The organism is Sphingomonas sp. J315, from assembly GCF_024666595.1.
In the GTDB taxonomy this organism is placed as follows: domain Bacteria; phylum Pseudomonadota; class Alphaproteobacteria; order Sphingomonadales; family Sphingomonadaceae; genus Sphingomonas.
In genome coordinates this window covers 921,905-947,384 of sequence record NZ_CP088296.1, presented here as the reverse complement: position 1 = coordinate 947,384, position 25,480 = coordinate 921,905, and the positions used below count along the sequence as shown (strand labels likewise).

Here is a 25,480-nt window from a genome sequence, read left to right as displayed (position 1 = left end):
GATGGTCCAATGCTGCGACCGTGGCAAGTCAGCCTGGGGGATCGCATCGATCCGTCCCGCGACGTTCCCATCTATATGCAGATCATTCAGGCGTTGATCCGCGACATCGAGCGCGGACGGCTGACGTCGGGCACCTATCTTCCCAGCAGCCGCGAACTGGCGACCATATTGCGGGTCAACCGCAAGACAGTGGTGCTGGCCTATGAGGATCTGATCGCGCAGGGCTGGCTCGATTCGGCGGGAACGCGCGGGACGATGGTCTCCGCCTCGCTGCCCGAACCGGTCAACCGCCAGCGCGCCGGGGTCGAGGCGACGATGAGCGACGCGCCTATCGACTATCGCTACGCGCCGCCGCCCGAACGCCCCCCTGGCGCTGCCGTCCGGCCCCGGCCTCAAGCTGGACGAAGGCGCACCCGACGGCCGCCTGTTCCCCGCCGACCTGCTCGCCCGCGCCTATCGCGCCGCCGCCCAGCGCGCATCGCGCGAAAACCTGTTCCAGTACGGCAACCCACGCGGATCCTTGCCGCTGCGGGAAAGCATCGCGACGATGCTGAAGAGCCAGCGCGGCCTTCCCGTCACCGCAGAAAACATCTGCATCACCCGAGGCAGCCAGAACGGCATCTTCCTCGCCGCCCATGTGCTGGTTCGCCCCGGCGATTCGGTGATCGTCGAGGCGCTGACCTATGAACCGGCGGTTGCCGCCTGCCGATCATTGGGCGCGAACATCGTGTCGGTCGGGCTGGACGAAGACGGGATCGACGTCGAGGCGGTCGAGCGTGCCTGTCGCCGCAACGCGGTGCGTGCGGTATTCCTGACCCCGCATCACCAGTTCCCTACGACCGTGTCGCTGCGCCCCGAGCGGCGGCTGCGGCTGCTGGAACTCGCCCACCAGTTCGGTTTCGCGATCATCGAGGATGATTACGACCATGAGTTCCATTTCGAATCGCAACCGCTGCTGCCGATGGCCGGCTATGGCCCCGGCCATGTCATCTATGTCGGGTCGATGTCCAAGCTGCTGCTGCCGGCATTGCGCATCGGCTATGTCGCTGCGCCGCCGCCGGTGATCGACGCGATCGCGCACATGGTGTCGCTGACCGACGGCATGGGTAACACGCTCACCGAAAATGCCGCCGCCGAACTGATCGAGAATGGCGAGTTGCGCCGCCATGCGCGCAAGGTGCGACAGGTCTATGCGAAACGGCGGGAGAATTTCGCGCGGGAAATCGACCGCGGCCTGGGCGACCTGGTGGAATACAGGATGCCCGATGGCGGGCTCGCCTTCTGGCTGCGCTTTCCGAACACCGATCTCGATACGATGGAGGCGCGCGCCGCCGCGATGGGGCTGCGCTTTGCCGCGTCGCGATCGTTCATGACCCGCGACGATGCGCCGCGTGGCCTGCGCATCGGCTTTGCCAGCCTGAATGAGCATGAGGCGCGCACCGCCATCGCCGCGCTGCGTGAGGCAGCGGGATGAACCGCACTGGTCCCGCGAACTCCCTCAACTTGGATGTTTTCCGATCCACTGCTTGGGCAGAGCTTGTACGGAAACGGGAGGAAACCAGATGAACTATCCGATGCTCGCCCTCGCCCTGCTCGCCGCCCCGCCGGTGCTCGCCCAGGACGCCCCGCCACCGGCAGCCGAGTCCGAACAATGGCCCGAAGCGTGGTTCGAGATCTTCAAGCTCGCCCCGGGCAAGCAGGAGGATTTCATCCGCCGCATCGCGCAGGTGGACGAGGTCGCGGCGGCGGGTGGGCAGCCGCCGATCCAGCTGTTCTTTCATGAAAATGGCGCGGATTTCGACGTCATCATCTTCAAGCCGGTGACGGGGCGCAAACCGACCGCCGAGCAACAGGCGGCGATGGCGAAGAAGCGCAAGGAGCTGGGAATGGAGAGCGGCCCGGCCTATTTTGTCGGCATCCGCGAGCTGATCGCCGAACATACCGATTCAAAGACCTATGGCCCGCTGTCCGCTGCAACTTGGCTGGCCAAGCTCGACAAATGGCGCGCCGAGAACCCACCGCGCGTCAAGGGAGGCAAGTGATGATCGGTCGCCGTAGCGTCGTCGCCCTTGGTGTCGGCAGTGCCGTCGCCGCCATCAGCCATCGCGCATTGGCCGGCAGCGATGATCTGCTCGACACCGCCTATATCAATGCAAAGGTCTGGACAGGGGCGGGGCCGGATGTCCGCACCGACGCGATCGGCGTGAAGGGCGACCGCATTGCGGCGATCGGGGCCGATGCGGTGCGCGCGCGGACCGGCAAGCGCACCCGTGTCGTCGACCTGCAAGGGGCGTTCGTGACCCCTGGCTTCATCGACCCGCATGTTCATTTCGTGAAGGCGTCGATCATGCTGTCGCAGGCGTCGTTGCGCGACGCCGCCAATCCGAAGGAATTCGTCGAGCGCGTCGCCGCTGCCGCAAAGGCACTGCCCAAGGGGCAATGGCTGGAGGGCGGCAATTGGGATCAGGACCGCTGGGGCGGCGAAATGCCGCACCGCAAATGGATCGACGCGGTCACTCCCGACACGCCGGTCGCGGTGATCCGCTATGATCTGCACATGCTGTTGCTGAACTCGCTGGCGCTCAAGCTGGTGGGGATCGACCGCAATTCGGTCGCCCCGCCTGGGGGCGTGATCGAACGCGATCCCGACGGCGAGCCGACTGGCATCGTCAAGGACGCCTCAAAGGACATGGTGCTGCGCGCAATCGGGCAAAAGAGCGATGCGCAGATCGATGCCGCCGCGCGCAGCGGCATTGCGCTCGCGCTCAGCAAGGGGGTGACACAGGTCCATCCGACCGAGAAGGAATCGGTCAGCTTCGATTGCACCCGCCGCCTGCATGCGCGGGGCGAAGCGGGCATCCGCTTCCGTCATTATCTGCCGCTTCAGGACTGGGAGGCGCAGGCTGCGCTGATTGCACGCGAAGGGCGCGGCGACGACTGGGTGCAATGGGGCGGGTGCAAGGTCGCGTTCGACGGATCGCTGGGCTCGCGCACCGCGAAGTTCTACGAACCCTATCTCGATGATCCGACCACGCGCGGGATTATCGTCACCGATCCCGCCGACCTGCGCCGCTGGACCGAGGGCGCGGACAAGGCCGGACTTCAGGTCACCGCCCATGCGATCGGGGACGAGGCAAACGACATCGTCCTCGACACGCTCGCCGCCGTTGCCAGGGCCAATGGGCCGCGCGACCGCCGCTTTCGGGTCGAGCATGTCCAGCACATGAAGCCGCACGCCATCCCGCGCTTCAAGGCGCAGGATATCGTGGCGTCGGTTCAGCCCTATCATGCGATCGACGATGGCCGCTGGGCGGTGCGCCGGATCGGCGAAGAACGGCTGGAGACGAGCTTTGCCTTTGGATCGCTGGTCCGGTCCGGCGCGCATGTCTGCATGGGGTCGGACTGGCCGGTCGCGCCGATGGACCCGTTCACCGGCCTCGACGCCGCGGTCAACCGCGAAACGCTGGACGGCAAGCATCCCGATGGCTGGCATCCCGCGCAGCGGGTGACGCTGGCCCAGGCACTGCGCTGCTACACCAGTGAGGGTGCCTATGCCGGGTTCAACGACATGAAAATGGGGCTGATCGCGCCCGGCTATCTCGCCGACTTCGCGGTCATGGATCAGGATCTATTCGCGATTGATTCGCATTTGCTTAAGCGAACGACAGTGCTACGGACCATTGTCGGCGGCGTTCAGCGTTTCGGCTGAATGCTTTACCGGGGGGCATCGCAATCTTGCCGATTGGACCCCCGCATGTGTGGGAACTGGATGTTTCAAGGGCCAGTTCCGGCGGACATGTTGATCCTGCGATAACAGGCTTGGACCCAGATCCAGCCGTGTCGGGAGGGAACACACAACCAGTTCGGGGGAAGTATCATGGTTTCCAGGAAGAATGCACTGCGCGGAACCGGCCTTGCGGCGATGGCTGCGGCCATGCTGGCCAGCGTGCCGGCCCTCGCGCAGGATACGCAGAGCGATGACGAAGTGCTCATCACCGCCCAGCGCGACAACCAGAGCCAGGTCAGCCGCAGCGGCAAGCTCGGCGCGCTGGGCGATCAGGACGCGATGGACACGCCCTTCTCGGTCAAGAGCTACAATTCCGCGCTGATCCTCAACCAGCAGCCCCAGACGCTCGGACAGGTACTCGAGAACGATCCTGCGATCCGCGTCAGCACCGCGTTCGGCACGCCCGCCGAGCTGTTCGTGGTGCGCGGGTTCAACCTCGCCTCGGACGATATCGCGTTCAATGGCATGTATGGCCTGACGCCGCGCCAGCTGGTCGCACCGGAGCTGTACGATCAGGTCCAGGTGCTCAACGGTGCCAGTGCCTTCCTCAACGGTGCGGCGCCGGGCGGCTCGGGCCTGGGCGGCGGCATCAACCTCATCTCGAAGCGCGCAGCTGCGAAGGATCTGAACCGCGCGACGCTCAACTATTCGGGCACGGCGCATTTCGGTGGTGCATTCGATTTCGGACGGCGCTTCGGCAATGGCGAATTCGGTGTCCGCCTCAACGGCGCGTTCCGTGCGGGCGACACGGCGGTGGACGACGAGTTCCGCCGAGCCACCGTGTTGGGTGCGAGTTTCGACTGGAACTCGGGCGACCTGCGCCTGACCGCCGACTTCGCCTATCAGCGGCTGTTCGTGCGCGGTTTGCGCCACAAGGTCGCGATCCCGACCACAACCACCGTGATCCCGGTCGTGCCGCGCGGCGACGTCAATTATTCGCAGCAATGGCAGACCTATGAGCAGCGCGACGTGTTCGGCATCGTCGGCCTGGAATATGACTTTGCCGAAAACGCGATGTTCTACGCCTCGTTCGGCGCGCGCGACGGAATGGAAGAGGGCGTTTCGCTCAATGCGGTCACCCTCACCAACCTGACGACGGGCGCCGCGGTCAGCGGCAACGCACAATTCACGCCCCGCACCGACAATAACGAAGCCGCGCAGGCCGGCTTCCGCGTGAAGGGCAACACGTTCGGCATTTCGCACCAGCTCAATCTGGGCGGATCGCTCAGCTGGCAGGTCAACCGCAACGCCTATCAGCGCTATGGCACCTACACGACCAACATATACAACCCGGTCCAGGTCGCGCGCCCTGCCGAAACGACGGTGCGGGGCGGCAATCTGACCAATCCCTTCCCGGTCGCGCGGACCCGCTATCACAGCTTCTACGTGTCCGACACGCTGGGCTTTGCCGACGATATGGTGTTCCTGACCGTCGGTCTGCGCCACCAGATCATCGAGGATCGCCGCTACGCCTATAACCAGACCGGCGCGATCCCGCCGGGCGGCCAGACCAGCCGGTACAAGAAGGGCACCACCACGCCTGTCGTCGGCCTGGTCATCAAGCCGAGCGAAAGCATCTCGCTCTATGCCAACCGGATCGAAGGGCTGGTCGCCGGCAGCGTCGCGCCGGTCGATGCCGCGCTGATCAACTCGGGCGAAGTGTTCGCGCCGTTCAAGACCACGCAATATGAGTTTGGCGGCAAGGCGGCGATCGGCGATTTCAACGCATCGCTCGCATTCTACCAGCTCAAGCGCCCGAATGCATTCACGCGCGACATTTCGCCGCTGCCCGCGACGGGGCCGACCCGCATCTTCGTCGTCGAGGGCGAGCAGCGCAATCGGGGCGTCGAACTCGCGCTCGACGGCGAACTGACCACGGGGCTGCGCCTCATCGCCGGTGCCGCGATCAACGACGCAAAGCTGACCCGGAACGCGGATGCGACGCTGAACGGCATGAAGGCGGTCGGCGTGCCCGACTATACCGCCAACGCGAATGTCGAATGGGACGTGGTGGGCGGCCTTACCGTCACCGGGCGGGTGATGCACACCGGGCCGCAGATGGTGACGATGCGCAACACGCTGGAACTGGGCGCATGGACCCGCTTCGACCTCGGCGCGCGGTTCGTGACGGTGATGGGCGGCAGCCCGGTCACCTTCCGCGCCAATGTCGATAATGTGCTCAACGATCGCTATTGGGCGGCTTCGTTCACCAGCTTCCCGACCTTCGATGCGTCGCTGCTGCAAGGCTTGCCGCGCACCTTCAAACTGTCGGTGACCGCCGACTTCTGACGGAAGGAGGGCGCAGCGCGACGCTGCGCCCTCCCTCACGACTATGCGCTCGCGCTGCGCGCGCGCGTCCTTCGGTCGGGTTATGCCCGGGCAGCCGGGCTAGCGACCTTATGCGCCTTGCGCACCGGCCCGTTGGTCAGTTCATAGACGAGTATCGCCGCTTCCCAGTCCGGTACGTGACGTTCCGCAACCAGACGGGCAAGGAACGCGCCGTCAGACCGTCGCGCAACATCGTGCCGCGCAACGGTCTGTAGATGGGCGACCTGGGTATATTGTATGATGAACGATGTTTCGCCTAAGGCATGTGTTGCGGACTCCCGGAGTTTCTAGAATGCCCAAGGCGCTGAAGGTCGTCCCGCATGACGATGTGCTGACGATGCTGGAGTCCGGCGCGGCGGGCGACCTTGTCGAGTATGACGGCGGCAGCCTGAGGCTGGTGGATGTCGTGGAGCGCGGGCACAAGGTGGCGTTGCGCCCGATCGAGCGCGGCGCGCCGGTGCGCAAGTTTGGATTTCCGATCGGGCGGGCGAGCCAGTCGATTGCTCCGGGAGCGCATGTTCATTCGCATAATCTGGCGACTGCGCTGGGCGGGCAGGGCAGCTATGCCTATGCGCCCGGAAACGCGACGACGCCGGAACATGCGGCAGGGGCTGCGACGTTCATGGGCTATCGCCGCGCCGACGGCCGGGTCGGGACACGCAACGAAATCTGGATTCTGCCGACGGTTGGCTGCGTCGCGCGGACGGCGGAACGCATCGCGCGACAGGCGGGGGAGCGGGTCGCGCATCTGGTCGATGGTGTGCATGCCTTTGCGCATCCGCATGGCTGTTCGCAGCTTGGCCATGACCTTGACGGCACGCGCGCGATCCTGGCGAGCCTCGCATGCCATCCCAATGCTGGCGGCGCGGTGATCATCGGGCTGGGGTGCGAGGAAAATCAGGTCGCGGCGCTGCTCGACGAAATCCCCGAAGCGCGGCGCGGATCGGTGCGGTTCCTCGTTGCCCAGATGAGCATGGACGAGGTGGCCGAGGGGGTCGCGCTGGTCGAGGAACTCGCACAGGCGGCGACCGCAGAGCGTAGCCCGGTCGGACTCCAAGCGCTTGTTCTGGGGGGTCAAGTGCGGAGGCTCCGACGGACTGTCGGGCCTGACCGCGAACCCGCTGGTGGGGCGGATGGCCGATCATGTGACCGCGGCGGGCGGTAGTGCGATCCTGACCGAGATTCCCGAGATTTTCGGGGCCGAACATCTGCTGATGGATCGCGCAGCGTCAAGCGACGTCTTTGATGCGATCGTGGAACTGGTAAACGGCTTCAAGCAGCATTTCATCGACCATGGCGAACCCGTGTCGGAAAACCCCTCGCCCGGAAATGTCGCGGGCGGGATCACCACGCTCGAGGAGAAATCGCTCGGCGCGGTGCAAAAGGGCGGCACGAGCCCGGTCGCCGATGTGATCAACTATGGCGCGCGGATCACGGCGCGGGGGCTGACCCTGCTGGAGGCACCCGGCAACGACGCGGTGTCGTCGACGGCGCTGGCGGCTGCCGGGGCGACGGCGATCCTGTTCACCACCGGGCGCGGGACGCCACTCGGCTTTCCGGTGCCGACGATCAAGATTGCGTCCAATCACGACCTTGCCGCGCGCAAGTCTGGCTGGATCGACTTCGATGCAGGAATGGTGCTCGACGCGGGGATGGACGCGGCCGACTCTGCATTGCTTCAGGCGATCGTCGCGATTGCTTCCGGTCAGGAAACCGCCGCAGAACGCAACGGCGAGCGCGAGATTGCTATCTGGAAACGTGGAGTAACGCTGTGACCGTTCTTTGCCGCGCCACCTTGTCCAGCCTGCCCGCGAGCGTGGAGACGCCAGCAGGGCGGCCTGCGCTGTCCACCGGCATCGTCCATTTCGGTCCCGGCGCGTTTCACCGCGCGCATCAGGCGGCCTATATCGATCGCCTGCTGGCCGATGACCCGCGCTGGGGGATTGCGGCGGTGTCGATGCGGACGCGCGGCACAGTCGATGCGCTGGCGGCGCAGGATGGGCTGTACACGCTGGCAATCCGCGACGCGGCGCCGTCGCTGCGGGTGATCGGCGCACACAGCGCGTTCCTTGGCCCAGAGGATGCGGCGCATACCAGCGCCTTGCTGGCCGATCCGGGCGTGCGGCTGGTCACTTCGACCGTCACCGAAAAGGGCTATTGCCTTGCGCCCGACGGGACGCTTGATTTGGCCCACCCCGACATCGTCCACGATCTGGCAGGGGCAGCGATGCCGCGCTCGGTTGTGGGCTGGATCGTCCAGGGGCTTGCCGCGCGACGATCAGCGAGAGTCGCGCCGTTCACGGTCATGCCGTGCGACAATCTGGCGGACAATGGGCGCAAGCTGCACGCGGCGTTGGTCGCCTATGCGGGGCAGATCGATGCCGAACTGGCGGCATGGATCGCGACGGAGGTCGCGGTGCCGTGCACGATGGTCGATTCTGATCACGCCGGCGAGCGATGCCTGCTTCCTGTCGGACCTGGCCGCGCAACTCGGTGTCGAGGATGCGGCGGCGGTCCAGCGCGAATCCTTCGCACAATGGGTGGTCGAGGATCGCGGCATCGACTTCGGCCCCGACCTCGAGGCTGTGGGCGTCATCCTGACCAGCGACGTGGCGGCATGGGAACGGGCCAAGCTCCGCATCCTCAACGGCGCGCACTCGAGCATCGCCTATCTTGGCCTGCTGCGCGGGGCGGGGTCGGTGGCGGAAGCCATGTGCGACGTCGCGCTGGCACGCTTCGCCGACGATATGGTGCGCGACGAAATTCAGCCCTTTGTCGGTACCGTGCCGGGGCTCGACCTGGATCAGTATCGCGCCGACGTGATGCAGCGCTTCCGCAATCCGGCGATCGTCCATCGGCTGGAGCAGATCGCGATCGATGGGTCGCAGAAGATTCCCTATCGGCTAGGGGACTCGCTGGCGGCGAACCGCGCTGCTGGCGTGTTGCCTGGACATATCGTCACGGCGTTGGCGGGGTGGATCGTGTTCCTGCACGAACGCGCGCGCTCTGGCACGCCGATCGCCGATCCGCATGCGGCGGCGATGGCTGAGCTTGCCGGGGGCACAGACGCGGCGGGCTTCGCGCGGGCACTGGCAGAGCGGGATATCGGCCTCACCCGCGCACTGCTCGTGGACGCGGCGCTGATGCGCGCGCTGGAACGGGCGGTATGCGCTGTCGCCGCCCGCGATTGGGATGCGACGCCGCTGGCCGGCTGAGTTCCGCTGGCGCGTCGCGATCGCCCGGTGGCAATTTGCGCCGATCGTCGGGACGCCGTCCAAGGGCTGTTCGCCGTCCAGTTGCACGCAAATCATCAATTCGGAGACGAACTACTGGCTCCCCGACGGCGCCAATCTGGGCGAACTGGTCGAACGGTTGCTGCGCATATGACCGCGCTCGCGGCGCGGGTCTTCGATGTTGAACCGTCGCAAAGGACGCGATTTCGCAGTCCGCGAAACAGCCCCCGTCACAGCCCCGGATTAGACGTGAATGATTGCGGACGTGCCGGGACCCTGATCGGGAAAAAATCTAGGTTTTCCGGGGCTTTAGCTCATTCGCGCGAGGTGCTGCGAATGGGTGGCTGGTGCCAGAAGAACACTCCCATCGGCACCCAAGTAGCTGATTTCCTACGCGAATTGGCAGTGGGAAATCACCAACACCATCAATAGCACCATCATATCTTCTGGAAAAGGCTGGATTTCCACGGACCAAGCATGTTTTCCGCCGGAACGAAGGCGTGCCGGTTGATGCGGCCCTTGATCATCAAGAAAGGCCTGCCCAGGCCCCAGCACACCCCACCGAGCAACACGAGACTGTCGCCTAGAGCAAATCGCGCGTAGTTGATCATGCGCCCTGATCGTTCACGAACGCAATGCGACCAAAGAAGAACATCAGGCCGGTCGTTCAAGCGAGTCTATGATCGGGCAGTCGGGGCGGTCGTCACCGCAGCAGCGTGCCGCCAGATCAAGCAGCGCTCGCCGCATTTTTTCGAGCGCCTCTGCCTTGCGGTGTAGTTCCTCGGCGCGCGCGGTCGCCAGCGACTTAACGTCGGCCGACGACCGTGCGCCGTCGTCCCACAAATCAAGCAGCGTTCTGATCTCTTCGATAGGGAAGCCAAGGTCGCGGGCGTTGGCGATGAAGCGCAACCGATGCATGTCGGCGTCGGAATAATCGCGGTAGCCGCTGTCCCGGCGCGGCGGTGCCGGGACGAGGCCGATCTTCTCGTAGTGCCGGATCATCCGCTGCGAGACACCGCTCGCCTCCGACGCGGGTCCGATTTTCATAGTTTCACCTGGTTTAAGCGCAGGGCATTGAGGACGACGGTGAAGGAAGACAGCGCCATCGCCGCGCCCGCGAACATCGGCGACATCAGGATGCCGAACGGGGGATAGAGCACGCCCGCCGCAATCGGTACGCCGAGCCCGTTGAAGAGGAACGAGAAGAATAGATTCTGGCGGATGTTGCGCATCGTCGCATCGGCCAGTCTGCGTGCTCGGACGATCGCGGTCAAATCTCCACGGGTCAGCGTCATCCCCGCACTCTCGATCGCCACATCGGTACCCGTTCCCATCGCCAGCCCCACGTCCGCCGCCGCCAGTGCGGGCGCGTCGTTGATGCCGTCGCCGGCCATTGCGACCTTCGCCCCAGCCGCCTTCAGTTCGTCAACGATACGCGCCTTGTCCTCTGGCCTGAGATCGGCACGAACATCGTCAAGGCCGCCTACCGCGTGCGCGACCGCGTCGGCAGTGGCCTGGTTGTCGCCCGTAAGCATGATGACTTTCAGACCCTCGGCGCGCAGCGCGGCGATCGCCTCGCGGGCATTGGCGCGGACCGGATCGGCGACCGCGAGCAGTCCTGCCGGCGACCCGTCGATAGCGATGAACATGACCCCGGCTCCAGTCTTCCGGTGCGGGTCGGCAGCAGCCTCCAGCGCGGACGGATCGGCGCCGACGCGGGTCATCTGCGCAGCGTTGCCGATCGCGACGATGCGGCCATCGATCACTCCGCTGACACCCAGACCGGTCTGGGATTCGAAGTTCTCCACCTTTCCAACGATGGCACCGCGTTCCGTCGCGGCCGTCACGATGGCGTGTGCGAGCGGATGCTCGGATTGTGCCTCGACCGCAGCGGCTAGGCCAAGCAAATCGTCTTGGTCGAATCCCGGCAGGGCTTGGGTGGCAACGAGCCTCGGCTTGCCTTCGGTGATCGTGCCGGTCTTGTCGATCACGAGCGTATCGACCTTTTCCAGTGCCTGTAGCGCTTCAGCATTCTTGACGAGGACGCCAGCATGTGCGCCGCGACCCGTGCCGACCATGATCGACATTGGGGTGGCGAGGCCAAGCGCACACGGACAGGCGATGATCAGGACCGCGATGGCATTGAGCAGTGCGTGGCCGAAGCGCGGCTCCGGTCCAACGAAATTCCATACGATGAACGCCGCGATCGCGATTGCGACCACCAGCGGCACGAACCAGCCCGAAATGCGGTCGGCAACCGCCTGGATCGGGGCGCGGCTGCGCTGTGCCTCGGCAACCATCCGCACGATCCGTGCAAGCATCGTGTCCGCGCCCACCGCACGGGCTTCCATGACGAGGCTGCCAGTACCGTTAACGGTTCCGCCGGTCAGCGCATCGCCTGCCGACTTCCCGACTGCTAACGACTCACCGGTGAGCATCGATTCATCGACCGACGAACGCCCTTCGATAACTATGCCGTCAACCGGAACCGCATCGCCCGGCCGGATGCGCAGCTTGTCGCCCGCCGCCACGTCACCGAGTGACACTTCTTCCTCCGAGCCGTCACCGCGGATGCGGCGCGCGGTCTTGGGCGCAAGATCCATCAGCGCGCGGATCGCGCGTCCCGTCGCCGCGCGGGCGCGCAGTTCCAGCACTTGCCCGAGCAACACCAGCGTCACCACGACGCCCGCTGCCTCGTAGTAGACTGGCACCATGCCGCCGTGCATGCGGAACGTGGGCGGGAACAGGCCAGGCGCGAAAGTCGCGACCAGACTGTAGAGGAAAGCGGCACCGACGCCGATCGCGATCAGCGTGAACATGTTGAGGCGCCGCGTCCGGATCGATATCCAGCCACGCTCGAAGAAAGGCTTGCCCGCCCACAACACGATCGGCGCAGAAAGCGCGAGTTGAACCCAGGGCGACGCGGCGGGGCTGACGATCTCGATGCCCAGCATCTCGGCGACCATCGACACGATTAGCAGTGGTACTGCGAGCGCGGCGGATACCCAGAAGCGGCGGGTGAAATCGACCAGCTCCGGATTGGGCGCATCGTCGAGTGAAGGCTCCTCCGGTTCGAGCGCCATGCCGCAAATCGGGCAGGTGCCCGGACCCTCCTGACGGACTTCAGGATGCATCGGACAGGTCCAGATCGCGCCCGGCATTGCCTTGGGTTCCGGACGCGGGGCATTGCTCAGATATTTGTCAGGGTCGGCGACAAATTTGGTCCGACAGCCAGCGCTGCAAAAGTGGTAATCTTCGCCGTCGTGCGCGGCATGATGCGCCGTTGTCGCGGGGTCGACGGTCATGCCACATACGGGATCTCTGACTGCCGACGTTGAGGGCTGGGTCGCGCAACAGCTGTGTTTGTTATGAGCGTTATGGTCGGCATGGGTCATCGAGTCGTCCTCCATGACCCGGCAATAATGTCTGACATCATGTCAGGGTCAAGCTGCTTATTTCTGGGCCGCCAGCCAAGTGTCGATTTCGGCGATCTCCGCGCGCTGGTCTCTGATGATCTTCTCCGCCAACGCCCGCGCCTCTGGATCGTCACCGTGACGCAGTTCGGTTTCGGCCATGGCGATCGCCGCCTGATGATGCCCCTTCATCTGCCGCATGAAATCCGTGTCGGCCTCGCCAGTGTACTTTGGCATGTTGGCGATCATGTCGTTCATCGACTTCTTGTACCCCTGGGTCGCCGGCGGGTCGCCGGGGCTGGCGGCTGACATGTCCATCGGCATCGTTCCGTTGGCGGCCGACGTGGCGGCCATATCGTGCGCGCTATTCTGCTGCGCATTGTCAGAACAACCTGCCACCGTCAGCGACCCGGCGAGCAATAGCGGGATTGCAAGATTCTTCATGGCTTTCTCCTAAGATCCACCACAACGCCCGGACGGACGATCCGTGCCAGTCAGTCGACCGGTGACAAAGTTCCAAGGATCGCCACAATAGCGAGGATGAGCACCGCCGCCACCGTCTCGACCAGGATCGCCAGCCGCAATCGGTGCTGCGCGATGGCCTGCCTATCGCCGCCCAATGCCATCTCCAGGGTCGGCACGAGCCGCCAGCGGTTGAATCCGGCCAGAGCAAGCATGACGCCAAACAGGGTGAGCTTCAGCACAAGTAGCTGTCCGTATGGTGTTCCAAATGTCGTGGAGAGACCGTCGACCCCGACGATTGCGACAAGGTTGATCGCTCCGCTGACGACGATCGCCGCGACGATGATCCCACCGATGCCGGAGAAGCGTGCCAGTGCGGCGAGCGCCGTTGTCGCCGCGCCCGGCGTCGCAAAGTCTAACAGCAGGAGCCGCACGAACATCGCCAGCGCTGCAATCCACAGCGCGCCCGCAACCAGATGAACAATATCGCTGCTGCGGTGCGCCCAGCCCAGCGCCGCTTCGGATGCGCCGGCATGACCGGTCCAGGCTAGCGAACCCAGCGCAACGAGCGCCAGCGCGGCCGCAACCGGCCTGCTCGCCCGCCCGGCGAGCTGGAACGCCGCTAGCAATCCGAGCGCTGCGGCGCGCACGATATGGGAGATGCCCATCGGCGTTTCAAACGCCATGAACGTGAGCATTTCCCGATCCAGTATGGCCAGGTCGTAGCCAGTCATGGCCAAGGACGTCGCAGCAAGCTGGGCGATTGTGATGACTACGCCTAGTATGGCCAGCCAGCCTATTACACGTCCGCCAATCGCCGGCGCATGTCGACCGAGACCGCCACCCATGGCGAGGCCCGCCAACAGCATGAGATCGGCATAGGCGGCGAAGCGCAGGCCGACCGCCACCCAGTCGCTCATGATCAGCGGACGCTGAAGCTGTGCTGGCCGGTGATGCGATGCGTGTCCGCGCCAATCACGACCCAGTCAGCGCGGTAGCTGCCAGCGGGCAACGGCTTGGCCGAGGTGAGGATGATCGACTTGCCATCGGCGGAAACGGCGCTGGTGACGCCCGCCATCTTCATTTCGGGGTGGTTCGCCATTCCCGGCATCCCGGTCATGATCAGCGTGGCAGTGGAAAGCTTGGGCGTCAGGCGCTCGCTGAAGGTCAGCGTGATCGTCGTCGTGCGCGCGACCGTTGCGTTCGCGGCGGGCGTCGCCGCGACCAGCTTGGGATGTGCGAACGCGGTTGCCGGGATCAGCACCATGGCGAGGGCGGCGATGACGGCGGCGAATGGATTGAACTTCATCTCGAACTCCTATGATATGCCCCCAATACGCAGTACCGGTTTTTACCCCTCAAACCGGCGTAGTTGAGGGATCGTGCATTCTCATACGTATGGGAAGCAGCGGATTACGAGGCAGTCATGCAAACCAATATCGACGATGCCCTTCAGCGGCTGGCGACAGGAACGCCGCATCGGGGACTGGCGGGTCTGGAAGACCGAGTCCTGAATGCGATCGCGCAACAGCCGGTTGCGGGCTTTGGTGCCGGCACCACGTTGGGGGCGATGGGCCTGGCACTGGCGCTCGGCGTTTTCAGCAATGTCGTTCCATCGACCGATGCGCAGGCCGCGCCGGTGCTGTCGCCTTTGGGCGCGTCCAGCCCGCTCGCCCCATCGACACTGCTGGGCGCGACCCGATGAACACACGGCGCACCGGGATCATCGTGATACTGGTTTTCCTCGCCGCATTGCTCGGGGTGGTCGCCGGACGATATCTTGTCGAACCGGCGGCACAGCCCGGGGCTGAGCTCCATGCGGTTCTTCACGACCAATTGAGTCTGGACCCGGCTCAGGAACGGCAGCTGCATGTACTTGAGGAAGCGTTTGCCGTGCGCCGTCGCGCGCTCGAACTGGAAATGAAGGCCGAGAACGCCCGGCTTGCCGAAGCGATCGCCGCCGAGCACGGCAACGGCCCGCGCGTCGCCGCCGCGGTCGATGCTTCGCACCGCACGATGGGGGAGCTTCAGAAGGAAACGCTGGCGCATATCTTCGCGATGCGGGCGCTGCTCAAACCCGATCAGGCGGCGAAGTTTGACGCCGCAGTGACCAAGGCACTGACCGAAGACGCACGGTGACCGACGCACTTGCCGACCGCACGGACGGCGAACTGGTCGCCCTGTGCCTTGGTGGAAGTCAGCTGGCGTTCGCCGAAATCGTGCGCCGCCATAAGGATCCACTGCACCGGCTCGTCGCGCGTATCGTCGGTGACGACGACGAAGCGCTCGACATCGTGCAGGAAGCTTTCGTCGCCGCGCATCGCGCGCTGCGGCGCTACGACATGGCGCGGTCGATGCGCCCCTGGCTTTCGCGCATCGCGATCAACAAGGCCCGCGACTGGCGCCGCCGCCGGGCGATACGCCGCCTGATCGCGGTCGTGTTGCCGATCGATCATGCCGCCGACACCGCCGACGCGACGCCGTCGATCGAAACCGCGACCGCCGATCGCCAGGAATTGCGGCATGTCACGGCCGCCATCGCCGAACTGCCGGGCAATCTGCGCGAGACGCTGGTGCTCCGCACGATCGAGGGGCTGAGCCAGGCTGAGACCGCCGAGACGCTTGGGATCAGCGAAAAGGCGGTCGAGACGCGCCTGTATCGCGCACGTCAGCGGCTGACTGCGTCGCTGTCATAGAGCGTCGCCGTAGAAATCTTGTAGATGGCGCAAGGGATGCGCGCCCGGGCGTCGTATTATCCGCATGGGGGCGGTGGACCAAACAGACGGGGGCGGCGATCCGCAGGCGCGCGACTGCGGTGTAGAGACGCGGGCAAGCGGGGCTTTCATCGTCATGGACGCCCTCCGGTGCGTACTGGCGGTGACAGTGGCGTTCGCCCACGCTTGGTATTTGCTCATTGCCGACTATCCGGGACAGGCTTCGACGATAGCGTCGGCAGGCTATTTTCTGGCCGGTTTCGCCCATGCCAGCGTTATCCTGTTCTTCGTCCTCAGCGGTTACTGGATCGCAAAGAGCGTCGACCGGCGAATGACGGCAGGTTGGGTCTGGACAGGCTATATGATCGACCGGCTGGCGCGGTTGCTGGTCGTCTTGCTCCCCGCGCTTGCGATCGGGGGCATCCTAGACGCAATTGGTCTCTACGGCCTTGAATCCTCGACCCACACCGGCGCGACCGACACTTATGTGCTGAACAACAACCTCGCGGAGCGGCTGGGATGGCAGACGCTGCTCGGCAACATCCTGTTTCTCCAGAGTATTGCCGTGGCTCCGTTCGGCACCAACGGTCCGTTGTGGAGCCTGGCGTATGAATTCTGGTTCTATATCTGGTTTCCGGCACTGTGGGTCAGCTGGCGCAGTCGACGCCCGTCGCCGCTGCTCGCCACCCTGCTCCTTGCCTGGATCGTGCCGAATATGCTGGTTGGCTTTGCCTGCTGGCTTTGCGGGGCGGCATTGTTCTGGGTGACCCGCCGTTCCGGGGGTCAGAGCTTGCAGCCATTACGCCGCCTGTGGCTGATCGTTGCAAGTGTCCCGTTCCTCGGAACCCTGATCTATTCGCGACTCTTCGGGTTAGGTGATGTCGAGCTGCCGCTGGCGTTTACGTTCGCAGTGCTTCTCTACGCGTTGCTGCGCGTCGAATTGCGCGCGCCGCGCTGGCTGAGGCCGTTCGCCGGCTATGGCGCGCAGGCGAGCTTCTCGCTCTATATCCTGCATTTCCCGGTCATCGCCTTTGCCGCTGCGTTGTTGCTCGACGACAAGCGTTTGCCCGCGACCGGAGCGAGCGTCATGCTTGTCGTCGTGGTGCTTGTGGTAGCGATCTTGCTGTCGGCGCTGTTCGCGCGGTACACCGAACGGCACACGGCCAGGGTCCGCGCGTTCTTCTCCAACGGACGGCCTGCCCGGATTTGATACACGGGTTGATCCGTGCAGTCTTTTGCCGATCGGGATGAGGGTCAAACCGATCTTCTGCGTAAAGCGGGTAACGTCATCGGAGCCTTACATCACATGTCGCTGTTGCTAAGCCGTCGTAATCTGCTGCGCGGAGCCACACTTGGCGGTGGCTCGCTTGCCCTCGCCCCGTGGTTTCCGGCGTGGGCGCAACCGGTGTCGGCCGGCATCGTGCAGGCGCTGCCGAGCGTATCCGGCGAGGATATCCGCCTACGCATCGCGCACCAGATGATGACGATCGACGGGCGCGAAAGCCACGCGATTGGCATCAACGGGACCATCCCGGGTCCGCTGATCCGGCTGCGCGAGGGGCAGAACGTCCGGCTGCACGTCGAGAATGCGCTTGACGAGGACAGCTCGATCCACTGGCACGGTCTGATCCTGCCGTTTCATATGGACGGCGTACCGGGCGTCAGCTTTCCGGGCATCAAGCCGCGCTCGACCTTCATGTACGAGTTTCCGGTCAAGCAGGCCGGCACCTATTGGTATCACAGCCATTCGGGATTGCAGGAGCAGCTTGGCCATTACGGCCCGATCGTGATCGATCCGGCAGGCACGGACCCGATAGCTTCCGACCGCGAGCATGTCGTCGTGCTGTCCGACCATAGCGAGATGCACCCGCACATCATCTTCAAGAAGCTCAAACAGCAGGGCGGCTATTTCAACTATCAGAAGCAGACGCTGGCCGATCATCTGCGCGGCGAGGGCCAGCCGGCGAAGGATCGCCTCGATTGGGGCAAGATGCGGATGGACCCGACCGACGTGTCCGACGTGACCGGTTCGACCTATAGCTATCTCGTCAACGGTCATGGCCCCCGCGACAACTGGACCGCCTTGTTCATGCCCGGCGAGCGGGTGCGGCTGCGCGTCGTCAACGCCTCGGCGATGACCACCTTCAACGTCCGCATTCCGGGGTTGAAGCTGACGATCGTCCAGGCCGACGGGTTGAATGTGCGCCCGGTGCAGGTGGACGAGTTCCAGATCGCCGTCGCGGAAACCTATGATGTCATCGTCGAGCCGTCCGACGACCGCGCCTATACGCTGGTTGGCGAAAGCGTCGATCGCTCGGGCATGGCACGCGCCACACTCGCCCCGCGCGCGGGAATGGCGGCGGAGGTGCCGCCTTTACGCAAACGGCCGATCGCCACCATGAAGGATATGGGCATGGGCGGCATGGATCACGGTGCGATGGCGGGCGCGGCCGCGACGCCGGGTGCAGACGATTGTCCGCCCGAACATGCCGCGATGGGCCATTGCACGCCCGCAGCGGGCGGTGCGGCAGAAGCTGGTGGCGGCATGGCCGGTATGGACCATTCGATGCGCGATTTCGCCGTCGCGCCTGGCGTAAAGAAGACGCCGACGGTCCAGACGATCTCACCGATGCCGATGGACCGCACCGGCGAGCCCGGACAGGGGCTGGCGGATGTCGGGCACAAGGTGCTGGTCTATCGTGATTTGATCGCAGTCGATCGCAACCCCGATGTGCGAGCACCCGACCGGGCGATGCGCATCCACCTCACCGGCAATATGGAACGCTATATGTGGGCGTTCGACGGCGAGAAGCTGAACGAGGTCAAGGATCCGATCCCGTTCCTGCAGGACGAGCGGGTGCGCGTGACGCTCGTCAACGACACGATGATGGGCCATCCGATCCATCTCCACGGCCATTTCTTCGAGCTGGTGACGGGACATGGCGAATATGCGCCGCGCAAGCATACGGTGCAGGTGCAGCCGGGCGGCACGGTGACCTTCGACGTCACCACCGACGCGGTCGGCGACTGGGCGTTCCACTGCCACATGCTCTATCACATGCATGCCGGGATGATGCAGGTCGTCACTGTCCGCCCGCGCGGGGGAGAGGGCGCATGAAGATGCTGCTCCTCGCCACCGCCGCCATCGCACTGGCCGCCCCCGTCGCCGCGCAGACGATGGATCACTCGAAAATGCCCGGCATGAAAATGCCGGCGAAAACCGCGCCCAAGCCACAGCCGGTAGCGAAGCCGCGTCCGGCGCCGAAACCGGCGGCGAAGGCGACACCCACCAAACCGGCGCAGGCGGCACCGGCCATCGATCCGGCCTGCCCACCTGAACATGCGGCAATGGGGCATTGCACACCCGCGGGTGCAGCCCCCGCTACGCCCGAGAAAGCCGATGGCGATAGCTCGGCAATACCTGACATGGCCGCCGATGCACCGAGCACCGGCAGCGGCGGGACCGCGCTCCCCGCCGGAAACGCTCCGGCACCCGCCGCGCCCGAGCCGAACTATGCCGACCGTGTCTGGGGTCGCGAGGCGATGACCGGCGCGCGCAAAGCGCTGCGCAGCGAGCATGGCGGCGGCACCTTTAGCCAGGTCATGCTGGACATCGCCGAGCTGCAAATCCGCAAGGGGCGCGAGGGCTATCGCTGGGAAGGCGAAGGCTGGTTCGGCGGCGACATCGACCGGCTGGTCGTCAAGAGCGAAGGCGAAGGCAGTTTCGGCGAGGCGGTCGAAAGCGCCGAGGTGCAGGCGCTCTACAGCCGCGCCATCGGCCCATATTTCAACCTGCAGGCCGGCGTCCGTCACGATTTCGAGCCCAAGGCGCGTAGTTATGCCGCGTTCGGCATCGAGGGGCTTGCCCCCTATTGGTTTGAAGTCGAGGCTCATGCGTTCATATCGACCAAGGGCGATGTGCTGGGACGCCTCGCCGCCAGCTACGATCAGCGCATTACCCAGCGGCTGATCCTGCAACCGCGCATCGAGTTCAATCTGGCGGCGCAGGATGTGATCGAGAGCGGAATCGGCGCGGGACTCTCCGACGCCGAGTTCGATCTTCGTCTGCGCTATGAGATCGTGCGCGAGTTCGCGCCCTATATCGGCATCTCGCATTCATCGAAATTCGGTCGCACCGCGCGCTTCGCTCGCGCTGACGGTGAAGACCCTTCTGCAACCACCTTCGTCGTCGGGATCAGGGCCTGGTTCTAAGCGTCGGAGACTGTCGAAAACGGCAAAGGAGAATGCAATGACTTCCTATCGCAGCCTTGCACTGCAGACCGCGATCAGCGGGGTCATCATGTATCTGGTGATGTTCGTGATGATCGACCAGCTGTCGAGCTTCTACAACAACCTCAACATGCTCTACATGACGCTGATGATGGTCGCACCGATGGTTGTGCTGATGATCGTGGCGATGCGAGACATGTTTCCGTCCAAGCGCCTCAATGTGTTGCTGCTTGCCGGATCAGCCGTCGCGTTCTTCGGCAGCTTCGCATTGATCCGAACTCAAACTACGATCGACGACACCGCATTTCTCCGCTCCATGATTCCGCACCATTCAGGCGCGATCCTGATGTGCGAACAGGCATCGCTCAGCGATCCCGAACTGGTATCATTGTGCCGACAGATCATCAAATCACAGCGCGAGGAGATCGCGCAGATGAAAACCATGTTGGAAGGTTAGGAAACAACGACGATGATTTTGAAGCCATTGTCCACGACGGTTCTGCTGTTGGTGGCCACTTCGGCGTTTGCCGCCGACGTCGTGGTGCATCGTGATCCGGGTTGCGGTTGTTGCACAAAATGGGCGGCGATCGCGCAACGCGAAATCAAGCGACCAGTGCGGATGATCGATAATCCGCAGCGCGCTGCCTTCGCACAAAAGGCTGGCGTGCCTGCGGCGTTGTCGTCCTGCCATACCGCGATCATCGACGGCATGGCGTTCGAGGGGCATGTCCCCATCGCTGATGTGAAGCGCGCGCTCGCGACGCGACCGAAGGGTGTGAAGGGCCTCGCGGTGGCCGGAATGCCGATCGGCTCGCCCGGCATGGAAGTACCGGGAGTGCAAGCGCAGCGCTATAGCGTCATCGCCTTTGGATCAGACGGGCAGAAAGTCTTCGCCCGTCATTAAACGGGATAATCAGATCCACTGCCAACACAGCCAGATTAACCCCGCCACGGCGGCTATCCAGATCAAGGCGATAGCGGCGGCTGCGGCGTAGCTGGTAGGCTTCTCGGCACGGCGATTTGCTTCCTCGCGAAACTCCGCCATCAGTGGTGCTGGAACCAATCTGACCACAAGCCAAATCCCCGCCGGAACGATAAGCAAGTCGTCCAGATAGCCGAGGATCGGAATGAAGTCTGGAACGAGATCAATAGGACTTAGTGCGTACGCTGCGACAGCGCCCGCAAGTGCCTTAGCGTACCAAGGGACGCGGGGATCGCGTGCGGCGAGCCAGAGCGCCACCACGTCACGCTTGAGGCTCCGAGCCCACGTCCTTAGCGTCATGGCAGCTGTAGCTCCGCAGGCTTTGGCCGTGTAACTTTCTTTTGCCGCTCGTCGAGCTGAGCGTTTCTGTATTCCAGCACTGGCTTGCCCGTCCTCAAGACTACATTGTTTGAGATCAGCAATTTCCTGGCGCTTTTCCAGTCACGCCCCCTGGTTAGCTTGGAGTAAAATCGTCAAAAAAGGAGGGAGACGCGGACGCCTCCCTCCCGTTCGTCACTGGCCCTGTGGGTGGGGCTTGTCCTTTTTCATGTCGTCGCAGCAGCCCGGCTTGTCGCCTTCTTTCTTGCAGCAACAGCTCTTCATCTCCTTGCAGCAATCCATGCCCTCGGCGGCATGGGCCACAGGTGAGGCGAGGAGCGCCAAGGTGGCACCGAACAGTTTGAGCGTCTTCATTACTAATCTCCGTGATTTGATCAGATCTTGTAAAGTGCAGGTCGATCACGGATGCGCGGCGGGGGCGGTGCGGGGCCTTCGTTGACGCTGCGGAGCGTCCCGGCGCTCGACGGATCGTAAACGGTGCGTTGCGCCAGCCTGGTCGCCAGCGGAGCGATGGGCGCGGTATTCGCCAGCAAACAGGGTACCGCGCACGAAAGTGAAACCGATTTTTGCACGGGCGGCTTGCGCGGCATTTCCGGGCAGGCAGCCATGTCCGTCACGTGCTGCGATGCAACGATTTCACAGACGGGCGGCGACTTGAGGACGAGCAGACATGCCAGCACAAGCAGGCCCATCATGCTGGCGATCGATCGGCGGTTCACGCGGCCCGTGTCCATTGTTTTCCATTACCCCCGAAGCGGTGCGCCTGCCAGCGATATGAGCAGATCACGCCGATCTTTGATAAGTCACAATCCCTTCTTTCCTCGGCGCGGCCAGTGACGGTGGAGATCGTCGATCTGAAAGGCGTGCCCAGCCCGTCCATCTGGATGTGCCTCGATCAGATGCGGGTGACCGGGCGGCAGGTCGTCATGACGATGCTCGACCACTTCCGGATCGCGGGATGGCCAGATGAGGAATGCAATGATGGTTCCGATCGCGGCCAGAATCGCGGTCGCCATGAATGCCGTGCCAAATCCTGCGAGCGCGCCGATTTGTCCGGCGAGCGGGTAGGCGATCAACCAGCAGATATGGCTGAGCGCGAACTGTGCCGCGAACAATGCTGTGCGATCATCGGAACCCGCTGAACGCCGTAACAGCCGTCCGCCGGGTGTGATGCTGGCGGCATAGACCATACCGAGCAGCAGCCACCCGCCCAGCAGCGCATACCAGAAGCCTGATCGCCCGTGCAGCTGCCATCCCAGCGCCAGCGCGCCGAGCAATAGGGTCATCGCTGCGGCGGAAGCCAGCATCACCGTGCGATCCGCAACCCGATCGAGCAGTCTGGGCAACAGCAATGCGGCGATCATCGATCCGCCGCCGAATGCGGCCAGGGTCATCGCTACCTCGCTCTGCCCGAGGCCCAGCCCGGCGCGGATCAGAACCGGCGTGTTGACGATCACCATGGCGCTGGCGGCGGCGGCGGCAAGGGTCACGGCGAGCAAGCCGCGCAACCGCGGTGTCGCGAGATAGATGCGGGTGCCGAGGGTCGTGTTGGTCCAGATGCCGCCTTGTCGCTGCTTCGCCGATGACGCGGGCAGCGCGGTCGCCAGCACCAGCAATGCCGATGCCGCAAAGCCGACCGCCGTCCCGGCGAACAACCAGTGGAAGTTGAAGACCGTGAGCAGCGCCGCCGCCAGGATCGGGCTGGTCAGGCTCTCCATGTCATAGGCCAGCCGCGAGAGCGACAACGCCCGGGTATAATCCTTCTCGTCCGGCAATATGTCGGGAATAGTCGCCTGAAACGTCGGCGTGAACCCGGCGGAGGCCGATTGCAGGATGAAGATCAGCACATAGACCTGCCAAACCTGGTCCACGAATGGCAGAACCAGCGCGACGCCGATGCGAATGACATCCATCGCGATCAAGAACGCGCGGCGTGGCAGACGGGCGGCATAGGCACCAACGACAGGCGCGACGCCGATATAGGCGATCATCTTGATTGCCATCGCCGTGCCCAGCACCGCTCCGCCGTTGCTACCGGCGATCTCATAGGCGAGCAGGCCCAGCGCGACGGTCGTCAGACCCGTGCCGACCAGCGCGATGACCTGCGCCAGGAACAGGTTGCGGTAGGTGGTATTGCTTAGAACGGCGAGCATTTCATGTCCCCATTGTCGTCCGCTTCACACGTCAGAGACGCTCGCGTCAAACCACCCGTTTGATCGCAGCGTAATTCCCGCTGGTCTTCAGCGTGACCGTCACCGGCGCGCCTGAGCGGTTCCGCCAGAACCAGCCATGTCCCCCGTCGAATGCAGCAACCAGCGTGCCGCGCTCGCCGGTCGACTCCTTGCCTTTGCCATAACCGTGGTAGAAGCCGCGAGGCGCGCCGATCTTGTCGCCATGCGTGTCATAGTTGACGTGTCCGCCCGTCACCGACCAGTCGAATGCGATAGCGGCCCCGGCGTCCGCAGTGACCTTGATCTCAGCCGCTTCGCCGGGTGCAAGCGTCAGCTTCATTTCGTCGGTGCGCGCGGCTGCCGCCTTTGTCGCATCGGCCTTTGCCGCTGGTGACGTCGCCACCGGCATTGCCGACGGAGTCGGTGCCGCCGCCTGCGCTTCTTCCTCGGCAGCTTCCGCCGCGAGCTGCTGTTTGATCTCGCCCATTTCGGTCAGGCCGAGCACCCGCCCGATGCCCGTGGGATCGATGGCATATTCGGATGGCAGCACGATAGTCACGAGCAACGCGCCCGCAACCCCCGCCGCAATCGCGGTCGAGCGAACGAGCTGACGCGACGTGGGCAGTTCGTCGGCGTTTGGCATCTGGGAATTATACATGGGATTTCTCCGGTCAGGCGGCGACGAGGCCGGTCAGTTGGTAGCCCACCAGCACGAAGCCAGCGGTCATCAGGATTACGTTGGCGACATAAGCATGGCGCTGGAAGCTGCGGGTGCGACGCCAGAAACCCATCGCGATCAGGATCGCGCCGAGCGCGAGCAACTGGCCGATTTCGACACCGATGTTGAACGCAATCAGATTGGGCAGCAGGCCGTTCGGCGACATCTCGAACTCAAGGATTTTGGTCGCCAGTCCAAAGCCATGGAAGAAGCCGAAGATCAGAGTTGCCGCTTTGGTATTTGGCTGAACGCCGAACCATCGCCGGAACGCCCCCATATTATCGAGCGCCTTGTAGACGACGGACAGACCAATGATCGCGTCGATGAGATAGGCGTTGGCGCTGATCCCGGTCAGCACGCCGAACAGCATCGTGGTGGAATGGCCGACCGCGAACAGCGTGACGTAGATGCCGATGTCCTTCATCCGATACAGGAAGAAGATGACCCCGAACAGGAACAGCAGATGGTCGTATCCGGTGACCATATGCTTGGCCCCCAGATACAGGAAAGGCATGAACAGCACCCCGCTGCTTTCCTGAATATAGCCCTTGTCGCCTTCCTCGACGCCATGCGCGAACGCATCGACGGCGGCGAGCAGCAGGACCAGCAGGGCGCTCAGCAACAGGAGCGCGGTTCGTTTATCAGACATCCATCGCTGGATTGTGTTCGCAGGCATCATCATCCTTTCACGACGGCTGCGTGCAGCGCGCCCTCATGATATTCCACCGCAAGTTGCACGATGTCCCGGCGATCCAGCTTGTTGAAGAAGACGCTGAACGATCGCGTGCCCTTCCCTCGTCTGGGAAGCGGGCCGGGCCGGGTGCCAATCGTTCGCGTATCGCTGACATTGGCGAGGGTCGCGGTCACGTCCAGATGGCCCCGCCCCGTTCGATACACGCCGTTGCGCGGTCGGATATTGCCAACGACGCGCACGCCATCCCCCGCTTGATAGGCATGCAGCCAGAATATCGAGATGGGGTCGTCGGGGGCCGTCATCGCGATGGGTCGCAGCGGCAATGGCTCCAAACTCGTGCAGCCGGACAAGAGGAGCACGGCAAATGCCGCGCCAAAGACCCGTCGCCGGGTTGCAGACTTCATCATCG

Annotated in this window: 26 protein-coding genes and 3 pseudogenes; 16 read left to right on the top strand and 13 right to left on the bottom strand. The window is 64.1% G+C overall.

The annotated features are described in order from the left end of the window. The first annotated feature begins 9 nt into the window (after positions 1 to 9). From LRS08_RS05060 to LRS08_RS05020, 8 genes and pseudogenes are all read left to right on the top strand, one after another. Positions 10 to 1,474, top strand: a pseudogene (locus tag LRS08_RS05060) (PLP-dependent aminotransferase family protein). Positions 1,475 to 1,562: 88 nt separating this feature from the next. After that, positions 1,563 to 2,042: a hypothetical protein gene (locus LRS08_RS05055; RefSeq protein ID WP_257844665.1), complete on the top strand. Its 480-nt coding sequence runs from the start codon at positions 1,563 to 1,565 to the stop codon at positions 2,040 to 2,042. After that, entirely contained in the window at positions 2,042 to 3,709 is a 1,668-nt protein-coding gene (locus LRS08_RS05050) for an amidohydrolase (protein ID WP_257844666.1), read from the top strand. The genes LRS08_RS05055 and LRS08_RS05050 overlap by 1 nt, the downstream gene beginning before the upstream one ends. A 168-nt stretch (positions 3,710 to 3,877) precedes the next feature. After that, on the top strand, positions 3,878 to 6,076 hold the full coding sequence (locus LRS08_RS05045; RefSeq protein WP_257844667.1) for a TonB-dependent siderophore receptor: 2,199 nt from the start codon (positions 3,878 to 3,880) through the stop codon (positions 6,074 to 6,076). 331 nt (positions 6,077 to 6,407) lie between these two features. Beyond that, a pseudogene (locus tag LRS08_RS05035) lies at positions 6,408 to 7,890 on the top strand (UxaA family hydrolase). Beyond that, positions 7,887 to 8,492 (top strand): annotated as a pseudogene (locus LRS08_RS05030) (mannitol dehydrogenase family protein); the annotation flags it as partial. The pseudogenes LRS08_RS05035 and LRS08_RS05030, both read left to right, overlap by 4 nt. 1 nt (position 8,493) lies before the next feature. Next, positions 8,494 to 9,330 (top strand): hypothetical protein, encoded by an 837-nt coding sequence (locus LRS08_RS05025; protein WP_260481398.1) that lies wholly within the window; start codon positions 8,494 to 8,496, stop codon positions 9,328 to 9,330. Beyond that, the gene (locus LRS08_RS05020) at positions 9,308 to 9,502 is read left to right on the top strand and encodes a hypothetical protein (RefSeq protein ID WP_260481397.1); all 195 of its coding nucleotides are present in this window, start codon (positions 9,308 to 9,310) and stop codon (positions 9,500 to 9,502) included. Before LRS08_RS05025 ends, LRS08_RS05020 begins: the two co-directional genes overlap by 23 nt. A gap of 283 nt (positions 9,503 to 9,785) precedes the next feature. Here the strand turns inward: LRS08_RS05020 and LRS08_RS05015 are convergent, their stop codons facing one another. Genes LRS08_RS05015 through copC form a run of 6 tightly spaced genes read right to left on the bottom strand, consistent with a single transcriptional unit; the run spans position 9,786 to position 14,532 of the window. Then, complete coding sequence (locus LRS08_RS05015; RefSeq protein WP_257844670.1) at positions 9,786 to 9,959, bottom strand: hypothetical protein; 174 nt, start codon at positions 9,957 to 9,959, stop codon at positions 9,786 to 9,788. Between the two features lie 43 nt (positions 9,960 to 10,002). Continuing rightward, on the bottom strand, positions 10,003 to 10,395 hold the full coding sequence (cueR, locus tag LRS08_RS05010) for a Cu(I)-responsive transcriptional regulator (RefSeq protein ID WP_257844671.1): 393 nt from the start codon (positions 10,393 to 10,395) through the stop codon (positions 10,003 to 10,005). Further along, complete coding sequence (locus LRS08_RS05005; protein WP_257845491.1) at positions 10,392 to 12,743, bottom strand: heavy metal translocating P-type ATPase; 2,352 nt, start codon at positions 12,741 to 12,743, stop codon at positions 10,392 to 10,394. The genes cueR and LRS08_RS05005 overlap by 4 nt, the downstream gene beginning before the upstream one ends. A gap of 57 nt (positions 12,744 to 12,800) precedes the next feature. Further along, positions 12,801 to 13,205 carry a DUF305 domain-containing protein gene (locus tag LRS08_RS05000; RefSeq protein WP_257844672.1) on the bottom strand — a complete coding sequence of 135 codons (405 nt, stop codon included), beginning with the start codon at positions 13,203 to 13,205 and terminating at the stop codon, positions 12,801 to 12,803. Between the two features lie 50 nt (positions 13,206 to 13,255). Further along, positions 13,256 to 14,143 carry a copper homeostasis membrane protein CopD gene (gene copD, locus LRS08_RS04995; protein ID WP_257844673.1) on the bottom strand — a complete coding sequence of 296 codons (888 nt, stop codon included), beginning with the start codon at positions 14,141 to 14,143 and terminating at the stop codon, positions 13,256 to 13,258. A 2-nt stretch (positions 14,144 to 14,145) separates the two neighbouring features. Beyond that, complete coding sequence (gene copC, locus LRS08_RS04990) at positions 14,146 to 14,532, bottom strand: copper homeostasis periplasmic binding protein CopC (RefSeq protein WP_257844674.1); 387 nt, start codon at positions 14,530 to 14,532, stop codon at positions 14,146 to 14,148. 117 nt (positions 14,533 to 14,649) lie between these two features. Between copC and LRS08_RS04985 the strand changes: the two genes are divergently transcribed. The 8 genes from LRS08_RS04985 to LRS08_RS04950 all read left to right on the top strand — a co-directional run bounded on the left by LRS08_RS04985 (position 14,650) and on the right by LRS08_RS04950 (position 21,071). Beyond that, positions 14,650 to 14,928, top strand: coding sequence for a hypothetical protein (locus LRS08_RS04985; RefSeq protein ID WP_224921278.1), 279 nt, complete (start codon positions 14,650 to 14,652; stop codon positions 14,926 to 14,928). Next, positions 14,925 to 15,362 (top strand): periplasmic heavy metal sensor, encoded by a 438-nt coding sequence (locus LRS08_RS04980; protein WP_257844675.1) that lies wholly within the window; start codon positions 14,925 to 14,927, stop codon positions 15,360 to 15,362. The genes LRS08_RS04985 and LRS08_RS04980 overlap by 4 nt, the downstream gene beginning before the upstream one ends. After that, positions 15,359 to 15,919: an RNA polymerase sigma factor gene (locus LRS08_RS04975; RefSeq protein WP_257844676.1), complete on the top strand. Its 561-nt coding sequence runs from the start codon at positions 15,359 to 15,361 to the stop codon at positions 15,917 to 15,919. The genes LRS08_RS04980 and LRS08_RS04975 overlap by 4 nt, the downstream gene beginning before the upstream one ends. Positions 15,920 to 15,983: 64 nt before the next feature. Then, entirely contained in the window at positions 15,984 to 17,147 is a 1,164-nt protein-coding gene (locus LRS08_RS04970) for an acyltransferase family protein (protein WP_260481396.1), read from the top strand. A gap of 96 nt (positions 17,148 to 17,243) precedes the next feature. Further along, positions 17,244 to 19,055: a copper resistance system multicopper oxidase gene (locus LRS08_RS04965; RefSeq protein WP_257844678.1), complete on the top strand. Its 1,812-nt coding sequence runs from the start codon at positions 17,244 to 17,246 to the stop codon at positions 19,053 to 19,055. Further along, positions 19,052 to 20,149, top strand: a complete 1,098-nt coding sequence (locus LRS08_RS04960; protein ID WP_257844679.1) for a copper resistance protein B — start codon at positions 19,052 to 19,054, stop codon at positions 20,147 to 20,149. Before LRS08_RS04965 ends, LRS08_RS04960 begins: the two co-directional genes overlap by 4 nt. A 37-nt stretch (positions 20,150 to 20,186) precedes the next feature. Then, a complete protein-coding gene (locus LRS08_RS04955) occupies positions 20,187 to 20,624 on the top strand; it encodes a DUF305 domain-containing protein (protein ID WP_257844680.1) in 438 nt (145 codons plus the stop codon). Between the two features lie 12 nt (positions 20,625 to 20,636). Then, positions 20,637 to 21,071: a DUF411 domain-containing protein gene (locus LRS08_RS04950; RefSeq protein ID WP_257844681.1), complete on the top strand. Its 435-nt coding sequence runs from the start codon at positions 20,637 to 20,639 to the stop codon at positions 21,069 to 21,071. 9 nt (positions 21,072 to 21,080) lie between these two features. On the opposite strand, the gene LRS08_RS04945 is transcribed toward LRS08_RS04950, so the two are convergent. The 7 genes from LRS08_RS04945 to LRS08_RS04915 form a co-directional block, all read right to left on the bottom strand. Then, on the bottom strand, positions 21,081 to 21,407 hold the full coding sequence (locus LRS08_RS04945) for a YkvA family protein (protein WP_374580842.1): 327 nt from the start codon (positions 21,405 to 21,407) through the stop codon (positions 21,081 to 21,083). Positions 21,408 to 21,662: 255 nt separating this feature from the next. Beyond that, positions 21,663 to 21,842 carry a hypothetical protein gene (locus tag LRS08_RS04940; RefSeq protein ID WP_257844683.1) on the bottom strand — a complete coding sequence of 60 codons (180 nt, stop codon included), beginning with the start codon at positions 21,840 to 21,842 and terminating at the stop codon, positions 21,663 to 21,665. 20 nt (positions 21,843 to 21,862) lie between these two features. Beyond that, the gene (locus LRS08_RS04935) at positions 21,863 to 22,222 is read right to left on the bottom strand and encodes a hypothetical protein (protein ID WP_257844684.1); all 360 of its coding nucleotides are present in this window, start codon (positions 22,220 to 22,222) and stop codon (positions 21,863 to 21,865) included. Positions 22,223 to 22,291: 69 nt separating this feature from the next. Then, positions 22,292 to 23,641, bottom strand: a complete 1,350-nt coding sequence (locus LRS08_RS04930; RefSeq protein ID WP_257844685.1) for an MFS transporter — start codon at positions 23,639 to 23,641, stop codon at positions 22,292 to 22,294. 46 nt (positions 23,642 to 23,687) lie between these two features. Beyond that, positions 23,688 to 24,317, bottom strand: a complete 630-nt coding sequence (locus LRS08_RS04925) for a transmembrane anchor protein (RefSeq protein WP_224921289.1) — start codon at positions 24,315 to 24,317, stop codon at positions 23,688 to 23,690. Between the two features lie 13 nt (positions 24,318 to 24,330). Beyond that, a complete protein-coding gene (locus tag LRS08_RS04920) occupies positions 24,331 to 25,026 on the bottom strand; it encodes a HupE/UreJ family protein (RefSeq protein WP_224921290.1) in 696 nt (231 codons plus the stop codon). 29 nt (positions 25,027 to 25,055) lie between these two features. After that, positions 25,056 to 25,478, bottom strand: coding sequence for a hypothetical protein (locus tag LRS08_RS04915; RefSeq protein WP_260481395.1), 423 nt, complete (start codon positions 25,476 to 25,478; stop codon positions 25,056 to 25,058). Between the last annotated feature and the right edge of the window lie 2 nt (positions 25,479 to 25,480).